12 protein-coding genes are annotated in these 12,350 nt (G+C 47.6%); all 12 read right to left on the bottom strand.

Annotation, left to right across the window (positions count from 1 at the left end; all coding sequences use genetic code 11):
* Nucleotides 1-414 precede the first annotated feature (414 nt).
* The 12 genes from WGC32_RS04635 to WGC32_RS04690 all read right to left on the bottom strand — a co-directional run bounded on the left by WGC32_RS04635 (nt 415) and on the right by WGC32_RS04690 (nt 12,193).
* Nucleotides 415-1,512, bottom strand: a complete 1,098-nt coding sequence (locus WGC32_RS04635; RefSeq protein ID WP_342680845.1) for an SEFIR domain-containing protein — start codon at nt 1,510-1,512, stop codon at nt 415-417.
* 84 nt (nt 1,513-1,596) lie between these two features.
* The gene (locus WGC32_RS04640; protein ID WP_342680846.1) at nt 1,597-2,448 is read right to left on the bottom strand and encodes an abortive infection family protein; all 852 of its coding nucleotides are present in this window, start codon (nt 2,446-2,448) and stop codon (nt 1,597-1,599) included.
* Between the two features lie 59 nt (nt 2,449-2,507).
* Nucleotides 2,508-4,520 carry an AlwI family type II restriction endonuclease gene (locus WGC32_RS04645; RefSeq protein WP_342680847.1) on the bottom strand — a complete coding sequence of 671 codons (2,013 nt, stop codon included), beginning with the start codon at nt 4,518-4,520 and terminating at the stop codon, nt 2,508-2,510.
* 15 nt (nt 4,521-4,535) lie between these two features.
* Nucleotides 4,536-6,431, bottom strand: coding sequence for a Dam family site-specific DNA-(adenine-N6)-methyltransferase (locus WGC32_RS04650; protein WP_342680848.1), 1,896 nt, complete (start codon nt 6,429-6,431; stop codon nt 4,536-4,538).
* Nucleotides 6,432-6,446: 15 nt separating this feature from the next.
* Nucleotides 6,447-6,659: a helix-turn-helix domain-containing protein gene (locus WGC32_RS04655; protein ID WP_342680849.1), complete on the bottom strand. Its 213-nt coding sequence runs from the start codon at nt 6,657-6,659 to the stop codon at nt 6,447-6,449.
* Between the two features lie 176 nt (nt 6,660-6,835).
* A complete protein-coding gene (locus WGC32_RS04660) occupies nt 6,836-7,135 on the bottom strand; it encodes a hypothetical protein (RefSeq protein ID WP_204875557.1) in 300 nt (99 codons plus the stop codon).
* A gap of 145 nt (nt 7,136-7,280) precedes the next feature.
* Nucleotides 7,281-8,615, bottom strand: a complete 1,335-nt coding sequence (locus WGC32_RS04665; protein WP_342680850.1) for a plasmid recombination protein — start codon at nt 8,613-8,615, stop codon at nt 7,281-7,283.
* 472 nt (nt 8,616-9,087) lie between these two features.
* Nucleotides 9,088-9,321 carry a complexin-2 gene (locus tag WGC32_RS04670; protein ID WP_087235198.1) on the bottom strand — a complete coding sequence of 78 codons (234 nt, stop codon included), beginning with the start codon at nt 9,319-9,321 and terminating at the stop codon, nt 9,088-9,090.
* Nucleotides 9,318-10,592, bottom strand: coding sequence for an AAA family ATPase (locus WGC32_RS04675; RefSeq protein ID WP_342680851.1), 1,275 nt, complete (start codon nt 10,590-10,592; stop codon nt 9,318-9,320). The genes WGC32_RS04670 and WGC32_RS04675 overlap by 4 nt, the downstream gene beginning before the upstream one ends.
* Nucleotides 10,582-10,917 (bottom strand): plasmid mobilization protein, encoded by a 336-nt coding sequence (locus tag WGC32_RS04680; RefSeq protein ID WP_342680852.1) that lies wholly within the window; start codon nt 10,915-10,917, stop codon nt 10,582-10,584. The genes WGC32_RS04675 and WGC32_RS04680 overlap by 11 nt, the downstream gene beginning before the upstream one ends.
* A 2-nt stretch (nt 10,918-10,919) precedes the next feature.
* The gene (locus WGC32_RS04685) at nt 10,920-11,993 is read right to left on the bottom strand and encodes a site-specific integrase (RefSeq protein ID WP_342680853.1); all 1,074 of its coding nucleotides are present in this window, start codon (nt 11,991-11,993) and stop codon (nt 10,920-10,922) included.
* A complete protein-coding gene (locus WGC32_RS04690; RefSeq protein ID WP_342680854.1) occupies nt 11,993-12,193 on the bottom strand; it encodes a DNA-binding protein in 201 nt (66 codons plus the stop codon). Before WGC32_RS04690 ends, WGC32_RS04685 begins: the two co-directional genes overlap by 1 nt.
* Nucleotides 12,194-12,350: the final 157 nt, after the last annotated feature.

Raw genomic sequence — 12,350 nt, forward strand, 5'->3', positions numbered from 1 at the left:
CTTACTATATAAGATTGCAATTTGCTTAACAAGTATGCAAAAGCGTCCGAAAGCGTTATACGACAGACGAAAAAAGGACTCTGACATTTTTCCATCAGAGTCCTTTCATTACTCATTGCTCAGTTTTACCACAAAGCCACTTATAACTATTTCATCTGTTGCAAAACTTTTTTGTGCGTGATGTGTTGCAAAAGTGTTGCAAAAACGAATCGGCGATTCAGGCTATGCCCGCAAACCCGCATAAATACTGGCTTTTTAAGCACATCTCAGCCGAGAGTCATCACTCCCACTCGCTCCCGCCAGACATATTCTAAACGGGTTTGCTTATGGAATCTAGCTCAGAGTGTTTATATTGTTTTCATTATCCAGATAGTTTGGGCTATCTGATTTTTTGTTGCCAAAACGTTGCCACGATTATTTTGATTTATATGGCTTATATGGCTTGCCCTTCTGAAGCAAAATTGCATCTTGGTCATTTTCAGTTATATCTGAAATGTTTCGATAAATCAACTTCTTTTTATGTATCCCATATTTAGGAAGCGGTTTGATTTGTCCAGTGCGTTCATTTAGCACAGCAGGCATTAGCATGTACTCGCCATATTTATGGTAAGCTTCTTTGAAGTAGTTAAACGCTTGGAAATCATCATTAGGATTAGCACGAATTATACGAGAAACATTCAGTATCATAAGTTCATCAATGGATGACCCGCTTGCTTCTGCACGTTTCACCGCTTCATCAAGGTTGTTGCCAACTACCACATAATATCCCGCTGGTTCTCCGGGCACATCGCCTTCTATCAACGCAATTCGTATATCCTCATTTTTATCATCTTTTCCTACGGTAGCAATCCAATCTTCAAAAATCTTAATTGCATACTTTTCATTAACAAAAGGCAACAATAAAGTCGGCAACGGGAGATACCCTAACACAAATCCTGCCCCACGCCAAATCGCACTATTCCAGGCATCCAGATCAATCATTGAAGTAACAAACAAAGTTTTTCTTTCCTTTTCAGGCAATGGCCTTAGCTTGCCGAGAGGCGGTTTCTCTTTTGTTGAAGCACCACGCAGCCTCCAATACAATCGGTCAAATCTGGCCTCATCACTTACATTGTAGTATGTGCTTCCTTGTAATGGAGTGGGAATAAATTCGAAATCTTTTTCGTCAAAAACGACTGGAATGTATTTTTCGCTTATTGAGTCGGACATATAGAGCTTTTGATAGATTAGGTTTCCTTCCCACTTAACCCCCCGTCCTTTGCCCTGATCTACATTCCCATATATTTTATCATAATACCCTTTAGAACCAACTACTATCACATAGTCAGCTTTATTTATACTATTTTCCATCCACCGAGGCCATCCTTCGGGAGGGGCCTCCTCATATTGATCTAAAATAGCATCAATACCTTCACCTCGCAATTTATTAGAAAATGCGAGCACTTTATCCGCAAAAGCAACGGTATCTTGCGAATAACTTATAAACACAATAGGATTTTCGTGTTGCTCCATTATGTTCGCCTCCGTATCCTTATCGGTTCATACTTCTTGTCCGTTATATGTTTATAGCTTTTTCGAGAACAATCTATCAATTTGTTAAAATGGCAGTTCTCCATCCATATCAACAAACAACTCATCGTTCCCCCAAGGAATAGTTTGTTTTGGTTTGCTCTTTTCTATGTTGTCTATAAACATAAGGGTTTCGGCAACTATTTTAACTGCATACTCTGCCTCCGCTTTTTTCAAAAGTGGATTTGGATGAGCAGCACTTTTATTGTTTCGCAAATCGTTGTATTTTGCGAAAATGTTTATTGTGTTTCTTATTGCAACTACGCAAAACTCGCTCTCAAAATAGTTTTCACGTTCGTACCACCCTTTTAGTTTCGCAACAAGAGAATCCAGCGAATAATGGTCTCCTTTTTCGTCTGCGATAGCAATGTCGTGTTTTTGACAGATTTCCCGGATATATTGAGTTGCGAATGTGTGAAGTCGGTCTATGACCAGTTCGGGCTTTCCGGCTTGAATATTCGTATCTATATCACTCAGTATTAACTTTAAATCTGCAGTTTCCTGTGATGGAAGAGGAACCACTGACGAAAATGTAAGCCGTTTAATTATTTCTTCGACTTGTCGATAGTCATATCCGTCTTCATCACTCCAATAGTCTGTACCCATTGCAAAGCAGAAGTAGTCGGACAAAGCAGAAAGAAGTTTCGCAACAGTTTGTGGGTTGCTATCGCTCCATATTTTCTCAACGCACTTTTGTTGTGATAAATCTTTATATGGCTTATCTTTATATATATCTATGCCACAAGATTCGAGAATCAACTGTTGAGTAATATTTTTATTGTAACTACCTCTATCGCTCCAAAACTTAAAAATATAACCATCAGATATTCCAAACAATCGGCAAATGGTCTGCTTTTCAATAAATGTTAATATCCCCACTGTTGCTTCACCTCCATTTTGGAGTAAGTTAGATCACTTTCTAAGCATAAATAGATAGATTATTCAATCGTAAGCAATCCATCTGTAAATGCAGCAGGATATGTCAATCTCATAATAACTTTCGAGAAGACAATAACATACGCATACGCTGTTCCTTCCCCAAACCGATCGTGTAGTAGGCTTCTTCCATCGGGGCAGAAACTTACTTCTTCGGGTAAAGAACGTAGATACGGCAACTCGACCGTTTTTGCAGGACATTCGGGGAAGCTCGCCTCAATGGCAACAACCTGCCCTTCACCAAAAGCTACATGGCGAACGATGGCACCAGCAGGAACAATAGGGGCATCTTCGGCTTTGCGTACAACTATTCCGCTTACAATCTCGCTCGCTTTTTCCGAAACTGTCGTGTCAATATATTGCTTCCAAGCAGGAGCCTCCAGAATGTCTCTGCGAGATTCGCACTTAACGATCAAATCTCTGAGCTTTTCGGGAGCCGCCTTGCTAGCTTCAAACATTGCAACAAAGTATTTCTGGAATTGAGCCAAGGTCAGTGGGACAATATCAAGTCGCTGCTTCGTATCATCTTTGGTGTACCAAATACCATGCCTGAATGTCTCCGCGGTGTTCGTATCAATACGAATCGCAATAAACATACCGTACACAGGCTTATCATACTTCAAAACTGCATCGGAAACATGACGCCTTACCGGCTCTCCCTCCATTGCTTCCTGCCGAGAAGATGTAGACATTGTGACTTCAGTCAAGATAGTGAAATCTTCAAATTCGCAATACAGATCGCCCTTGCCGCCACCAGCAGCCGAAACTGGCAAAAAGTCGGAATCCAATTTGAATCCGCGAACTTCATACGGCTCGTTGACCATGTGATCTATTGCTAACGCAGCGCGCCAAAGAATCCACTCCAAATAGGCGGGCATTTCATCTTTAGGCACTTCGATCGCATTGTCCTCATCATAGACAAGCTTACCGCCACCTTTTATGATAAGCGACATATAATCTCTGATTTCTTGCCACTGGTTGCACTGATCTTTGGCATATTGGATTTCATCAGTCTGTGCAAGAATATTTTCCAGTCTCCGTCTTGCAATATTGATTTCTGCCGCGGTATCCAGCGGTAGGTCAGTTATATCAAACAGAATATGACGATCTTTCATCTGCTTCATCAGATCATCCAGCAATGCTTTCGCTACATCGACATTGTCGGTAGGCAATGGAGCTCCACTGCAAAGCAATCTGTATTGTTCTATAATCGGACCTATGCTTGCCGTCGCCTTTGCGAGCTTTTCGCCCAGAATGTGTTTTGTGGGAACGATCATGAGACCTCTGCCTTTACGCTGTAATACGCCGGAAATACGGAGGTATCTCATATTCATATCGCTATAATCCAAGAAATTGTCGGATTTTTTGTCATAGCTTTCGCCTCGCTTGGCGATTTCTTTTTTATCGAACGCACGCTTTGCCGGGGCAGCTGCTCTCCGCTGCCGTAAATCAAGAATGTTGTCAACAACGCTTTCCAGATCATAACTCGGATTAGTGGTGTGACCCCACAAAGCGAACTCAATTCTGCTCAATTCAGAGGAACCTGTGCGCTTTTCAAGCTCCAGCATAATTGCCAAAAGCCATCTCAGCGGAGAAAAGTAGCGTTCGCCGTCCGGCATGGGAAACTGTTCCACGCTCATGGCGCGAAGAAAGCATTCTTGAACAGCAGCATAAGTGTCGGCGTTTAGAAAGGCTCTCCCAAAGGGAGTGATATCATCCAGCTTTCCGAGATCTTCTTGCTGCCCATCCTTCTTTTTGACTTGCGGGTAAATAAAACCGTTCTTAGCGAACATCAACCGCCATTTACGGGCATGGCTTCCTGATGCATCCTTGCCATCTCCGTTTTGGATAACCCCTTTTTCGTCCAGAAGACGCATAAAGCCAAGCTCGTTTTCTCTGCCGTGAAGCTTGCCCACGAAGGAGGAACTCGCAAATACAGAAAAGCCTTCTTGTATGCGGTTTGGATTGCGCAGGCCGGTGTTGCCAACCAGCCAAATATCAATATGTTCGCTCACGAGGCCACCTCCATCTTAGAAACCGACAAACAAATATTCTTGTACGGAATTTCTATGCGTTTTTGCGTCGCCTTGATTGCCGAAGGAATATCTATAATCTACCGGTATAACTTCCACATGTTTTTTATACTTTGCCATCAGCGCCACCATTTCATCTTGTGTGGGCAAGCTATTCGAGGAATACGAAACAATTAGCACACTGTTTGCAAATTTTTTGAATAGCCGATCAAACGCATCTGCCGCCCCTTTCCTGGTAGAAAAAGGGGTCGGATAGGATTTGAACTTCTTGGTCTGTGTGTGCTGCTGAATTTCAACACCTTTCCAATCACGGGCAAGCCCCTCCACAAAGTGGTATCTGCGGACATATTCATTATCAGACAACGGCGAATAATAAGGCGGATCGATATATACCAAATCTGCCTGTTCGACACGCAAATCCATCGCGTCCCCATTTCTGGATTTGTTGGGCCTTCCGTTATCAAATACAGCCTTGTTTACAGCCTCAACTGCTTCAAGAAACTGCTGTTCAAGGCTTTTTTGCAAATCTTTTCGTCCATCATTGTAGCGCTGTCCGGTATAGGTAAAAATACCGCGTGGACGCTTTTTAGTGCAGGCCCGAATCAGTGCAGTCATAGCGATTGCGTATTTGTATGGGTCGCGGATTTCAGCTATATTTGTGCGCAAAGTATCAATCAAGTCGTTTTCTTCGTCGGTATAGTACAAACCCTTGAAAGTATTTGCCACGAAATGGTCTGATTCTTTGCTGGCTTTCAATAATTGTTTTGCTTCCTCTATCGGCAATGTTACAGTGTTGTTCTCTATCATCGCCTTGGTAAAAGTCGCGGACATCGCCATATAGTCGTTGCTGATTACGGTTTTACCCTGCGCCTTAAACATGTATCCGACGATGCCAGAGCCAGAAAAAAGATCGACAATGGTTTCCGCCTGAAATTGAGATGCTACAGCCCAAATTTCAGAAAGCAACTTGCTCTTTGACCCCATAAATCGGGTGGGGGGATATGCTGATACCTGCGCAGGCAAAGGTTTTGGTGCGAGTTTGATTAGTGTATGCTGCTTGGGAGGGATGGTGACAATAACATCCTCCCCCTTACGTGTACTTCCATTACAAGAAATATGCCTCTTTGTCTGGATAACATCAATCTTAAAGGGCGCGTACAGCTCATGCACCAAGGGATGGTTGGAGTTGGTCAGCAAGACATGGCATCCCTTTTCATGCAAACTCATGACGACCTTGGCCAATTCAATATGATCTTCTTCATAAAATTGCTCTTTTGTATATCTCTTAAAGTCAGAATACTTGGAGATCGGAAGGTATGGCGGGTCTAAAAAAACGAAATCGCCTGGCTGCGCGTAATATTCCAATACAAGAAGATAGTCGCCGCAGATAATATCAGCTTTTTTTAGCGTCTCAGATGCAGCCCAAAGGGCCTCAGCATCACAAATTTTGGGATTTTTGTACTTCCCATATGGGACATTAAACTGTCCTTTCTTGTTTACGCGATAAAGACCATTGTAGCAGGTTTTATTCAAATAAATTGTTCTTGCAGCAGCTTCGGCCTTGGGAAGTGTTTCCCAATCTAAACCGCGCACAGAATAAAACATCTCGCTTGTGTTTTCGTACTTTTTAAGATAAGAAATCACATCGTCAACATGTTCAGCTACCTGCCGATACATATTGATGAGTTCCGGATTACTGTCCGCAATAATAGCTTTTTCCGGTTGTAACGCAAAAAAGAGCGCACCCCCACCAAAAAACGGCTCAATATATCGCCCATAGGAGGACGGAACCTTGGGCAGCAATTCACTTAGCATCTGCGTCTTCCCGCCGGCCCATTTCAAAATTGGTTTTGCAACAACAGTGGAAAGTTCTTTTGCTGTGCTGCTTTGCATAGTCGCCGCCTCCTTTCAGCTCTTAGTATCTGGAATAAGCTCCATAATATCGCCTATATCACACTGCAATGCGGTACATATCTTTACAAGGACATCTGTTGTCACATTCTCATTCTTCCCAAGTTTTGCCATTGAAGCATGACTGATACCTGCTGCTGCGCAAAGGTCCTTCTTCTTCATATCTCGATCAATCAGTATCTTCCATAGCTTTTTATAACTTACGGCCATACAATTCACTCCACAAAGGATTATATCACAAAATCAAGAATTGAAATCAGCGTTCGCTGAATCCGAATTCAGTATAGCATATTTCAAAGGCAATCGCAAGCAGAGTGAAGACTTTTTCTGCATTTCAAGCAAAACGCCGCCCGCAGGGAAACATTCTCCCCACAGGCGGCGCGTCATCACTTCTTGCCTTGCTGTAAATTCTGGATATTCTTCTTTGCCAGCTCGCTGGCCGCCTTCCGGCGCTCTGCGCTGTATGGTGCGTTCAGCTTGAAACTGAACCGCCCTTTCCTGATCTCAAATGTGAGACAACCATTCTCGTCATCGTCCACCAACCGGCACTCGGCTGGGTACTTTGCCGAATACTCGTTCAAACGGTTTTTAAGGGACGTGTTGTAGGTACACACCTCAATGATAGGGCTTGCCTCGTCAAAAAAGACGCTGGTTGTCTTTTGCTTCTTGGAAAGACCTGTTCTCATAAAACCTCCGCATTTTCATAAATTTTCTCCGGCTCTACACCGGCAAAAGTAAGCGGATTTTCAGATAGAAAGCACCCAAACGATACATGATTCAGTTCGGATGCCTCTATCCGTAAAAATCCTTTTTTCTCAGGTCTAAACGGGATTACCGCGCATCCCGGTCATGCCGCCGCTTTTGACTGCGTTTCTGCTCTTTTTCCGCCTGTTCCTGTTGCCTGACAGCGGCTACCGTTTCGGCTACACTCTCCGGCCCATAGGCCCGGCATAGCCGGTCATAGTCTCTGGCGGTCTCCTGCAATTCTGCATTTTCACCCTTGACCTCGGCCAACTGCGCCTTCAAATACGGAACCTCCGTATCATATTTGCGCTGCAACAGCTCGAATTTCTGGCAGACATCCAGATAAGCTCGGTAAACGGAACGCACCACCTTGACGATCTTCTCCAGCAGCGGTTTGGACTTTTTCTCCCGGTAGGATTTGGCGGACTCCATTCTATCAGGGAGTGGCAGAAGGTCCTCTGGATTGGAAGAATACTCGGCCGCCAATTTCTCCATGTGTTTTAGTTTAGGCGCTAATAGGCGGAGTTCTGTCTGCGCTTCTTTGGCCGCCTTCTCGGCTTCGGCCTTATCTGTCCGAAGCTTGCCGATCTCCGCCTGAACCTCCGATTTTTCTGTTTGCAAATCCGCCAGCCGTGCCTGTTCTCTTTCCACCTTAAACTGCGTCACCGTCAGATGCTCCTCAGAGCTGCCGCGTTCACCGCGTTCCACATCGGTGTACCCGGCCTCACGCATATGCTGGAAGAAATCGTCCTGCAACACACTATACGATTTTTTGAGGACAGGCTTGCCCTTTGCCGTTTTCAATGGTTCGCCAGTGGCCTCATCCAGCACCGGCTTGGAGGCCCACTTTTTGCTCATACTGACCTGCATAACCGTTTCTTTTACCTTGCCCACCAGCAACTTGTCCTTGCAGCGCTTGGACCAGCGGATCTGCTTCTCCACTACTGGCACATAGACCACATGGAGATGGTAGTGGTACACATCCTGCCTCAGCGCCTCAGACATCGCCCGGTTGCGCTCATCGGCGTGCATGACCGCCGACAGAATGTACTGCTCACCGCCCACAATTTTGATTGCAGCCTGATAGGCATCGTGGTAAAATTGTTTTGCGAAGTCATATCCGCCATGATTGAAAAAGTAGGCGGAATTTACATCGAAGATCAGCTCGCCGTAGCGGAAGGCGTCCTCTTTGATGCCCCGTGTGGAGATAAGCCCGTCCGCCTCCATCTGTTCAAACTGTTCCAGATAGCCGCTGTCCGGTTGCTTGAAGTGGACATTCAGATGGGAGCGTTCCGGGACTATATCCTGATTGACATACGATTCTTTTTCGCGCTCGTTGTGCTGCTGCGCGTTTTTCAGTTTGGGTGTGGTCAGTCTCATATTTCTTGCGCTGGTACGATGGATACCGTCGCCTCTTGCCATAGAACTCCTTTCTCGCCCACAAGGGCGGTTGAGATACGGGTAGCTTTTGGGGGATGCACTTCTGCGGAAGTGTAATAACCCACTATGATACTTTCATCCTGCGGCTGCAAAGTATCGTGGGCTCTCCGAGGGGGAGTGCGGCTCCTGCGGGAGCCTCGCCGCCTTTTTCGGCTTGCAGGTGATACCCACAGCCCCAAAATGCGGTGTGACCGGCGTTCTTTTCGCAACTGCATTTGCTTCCATTCCGCCGCCCACAGGCCGGGAAAATTCACCGGATTCTCCCGGCTTTAGCCATCTCCAAATCTGCGGATTTTCCAATGGGGACGGGGGGATGCGGAGAGCGTGTGTTGCCACCCAATTTGCCTTGTCCGCCAGCCACAGGAGCGTGTCACGCTCCCGTCCAAGCCAACAGGGAGAAGATTGACTTTCATGCTAATTTCATCCGTGAGATTAGTATAAAAGTAAACGCCTGTTACCAGCGAAAATCCGGGAATACGCCACGCCGGTCCAGATACTCCTGCCGGGCCTGTTCCCGTTCTTCCGCGCTGGGTGCGGTCTTATATTTTGCATACAGCTCGTGCCTCACCAGGGCGTCCAGCTTCTGCTCCAATCCCTGCCGGATTTCATCCTCGTATTCGTCATCATAGCCGAGGTGATACTCCACCAGCGCCACGAACAGGTCATAGGGAATCTGCACGTTCTTCATTCGCTTCCGTTCCTTTCCGCGACGGCTGCGACGATAGCGACGGTTGTTTGGGTGGCAGCATTTTCACCGTTGCAACCGTCGCTACCGTCGCGCCCATCCTCAACCACTTCAAAAGCCGGAGCCTCCACCAGCATATAGGTGAGTTTCACCTGCCGCCCGGCGTGGCGCGCCTTATTCTCGTAGCCCACATGGTACTCCTCCAGCAACCTGCCGGATTTGACATTCAGATACTTGGTCAGCGCATTTGCCGCCATTCCCACCTGCACCGTTTCGGCCAGCTCCGAGGGTGAGCCTGTCCACTCCTGACGCTCAGCGGAAACCAGCTTTGCCACTGCTTCCAGCACCGGGTCCGGCGGTTCCTTGTGCGGTTCCGTTTCCATGCGCTCCAAGTTCCAAATCTGCGTCTCCGGGTCCTTTTTCAGATAGAGAATCTGGTCCTGCTGGTCGCGGCCTACTACATCGATGGTGGCCTCCAACGAGGTTCGCTTTTTCTTCTGCATCAGCAGGGAACCGTCGGCGCAGCCCAACAGGCCAGTAGTGCCAGAGATCATCTCGAAGGCGTCCCCGGCGGGTTGCTTCCGGGTATGGTGGACAGTCAGTACACAGATACAATGTTTGTCTGCAAACTGCTTGAGCTTGCCGACAATCTCATAGTCGCTGGCATAGCTGTACGCCTCGCCGCCCACTTCCCGGATTTTCTGCATGGTATCAATGATAATGAGCTTGGTGTCCGGATGCTCCCGCATGAAGTTTTCCAACTGCTCGTCCAGACCGTTCCCGATTTTTCCGGCAGCGGTGGCGAAGTGCAAATTGGGCGTGTCGTTCACGCCGTACATCATAAACATCCGGTTCTGGATGCGTTGGAAGTCATCCTCCAACGCGAGGTAGAGGACGGTTCCCTGATGGACTTTGCAGCCCCACAGCTCCTGCCCGGTGCTGACATGGTAGGCGATCTGCGCCACCAGAAACGACTTGCCGATCTTGGGCGCGCCCGCCAGAAGATATGCTCCCGAATGGAGCAGATTTTCAATGATAGGCGGGCGGCTTTTGTAGGAGGTCTGAAACAGCTCGGTCATGGTGAGCGTGTGCAGGTATTGCGGGGCGGCCATACGCTGCATCTTACGATACATTTCCTCCAAATCATCCATTTCCCCGTTGCCTTTTGCCTCCGAAGCGGGTATACTGTTGTCAGAATCTTTTTGAATGGACTGCCCAGCATCTGCGCCAACAGATGCGTTGTGGGCGGTCTTTTCTTTTGCGTCAATTCCCATAGGCAGCTTCCTCCTGCATTCCGTTCATAATAGTTGCGATCATCTGGATGGTGTCCAGCAGCTCGTCGTTCACGCCCTGCCCGGACTTGATGCGGCGAAGCTCGTCCAGCACAACGGCCAGTTCGTCCCGCAACGCCTTATAGACCCTGGGATTGCCCTGCACCACGACCTCCTTTTCCAGCAGCCGCCGGGTGATGTAGTCCTGCTTTGTCAGGCCGGACAGCTTGACGAAGATTTCCAGCTGCTCGTCCTCCTCTGGGGAGACCCGGAAGGCTACTGTTTTGTTCCGCCAGCGGTTGTGCTTGTCCAAATTCTTTGCTGACATTTTTAATTGCCCCTTTCCATGTTCAATTTATCCGCCATTTCCGTCTGCTTGGACGGAAACAGGTGCGCATAGTTGTAAGTGATGTCGATGCTCTCATGGCCCACCCGGTCGGCAATGGCCGTAGCTGAGAAGCCCATATCGATGAGAAGTGACACCGCGCTGTGACGAATATCATGGATTCTGATACGCGGCACTCCGGCTTCTTTGGCTCCCCGATCCATCTCCCGGTGGAGATAGCTCTTGGTGACGGTAAACATCCGGTCATCCGGCCCGATTCCATAGAGCATTTTGAGATAGTCCTGAATCTCATCCGTCAGAAACTGCGGCATAGTGATGACGCGGTTGCTTTTCTCCGTTTTTGGAGTGGTAATCAGGTCCTGGCCGTTCAACCGCTGATAGGATTTACTGATGGATACAGTGCCTTTCTCAAAATCGAAATCAGCGGGCGTAAGCGCCAGCAACTCCCCCTCCCGGATACCGCACCAGTAGAGCATTTCAAAAGCATAGAAGGACTGCGGTTTGTCCATCATCACCTCGGCAAATTTCAGATATTGTTCTTTGGTCCAGAACATCATCTCCCGGTTTTTCTTCTTGCCCATGCTGCCCGCCTTCTTGCAGGGATTTTCCCGAAGGTTGTAGTAACGCACCGCATGATTGAAAATAGCGCTGAGCTGATTGTGGACCGTTTTCAGGTACACCGGCGAGTAGGACTTACCGTTCTCGTCCTTGTGGTTCAGCATCTCGTTCTGCCAGGTGATGATCTGTTGGGCGGTGATGTTGCACATTTTGAGCTTACCGAAGTAGGGCAGCAGCTTGGTGCGGATGATGTGATCCTTGGTGGCCCATGTGTTTTCCTTGAGCCGGGTCTGCATATCTGCCGTGTAGAGTTCCACGAAGCTCTTGAAGGTCATATCCAGATCGGCGGTGGATTTGTTGAGCTGCTCTCGTTCCCATGCCTGTGCCTCCCGCTTGGTCTTGAAGCCCCGCTTCTGGGTCTGCTTGCGCTCGCCGTTCCAGTCGGTATAGCGGTAGACCGCCCGCCAGGTATTGGTCTTTTCTTCCTTATAGACCGCCATCAAATACCCCTCCCTTCCTTTTCGCCGTAGCACAACTTCTCATAGAAGAACTTTCGGTTGACTCTGCCGGATATGGTCAGGTAACCGAGGTTTTTCAGCTCTGCGTTGAGTTTCTGTACGATTTTGTAAGCATAGGATTTGGAAACGCCCAATTCCTGCGCCACTTCATCGACCCGCATAAACGACTGTTTTTCTGCCATACACAAAAATACCTTCCTTTCCTTGTCGTGATCGTTTTTTTGTTTGCCGTTTCACCCTTCAGACTCTGGCAGGCAACCCTTCCCGGCGCTGTGCCGTTTGTTTTTCTCCTTGGCACGCTCATATCGCCGCCTGCTTCCCCGGAGAAAGTATCTGTCG

The organism is Zongyangia acetica (assembly GCF_038739695.1).
Lineage (GTDB): Bacteria > Bacillota > Clostridia > Oscillospirales > Ruminococcaceae > Zongyangia > Zongyangia gallinarum.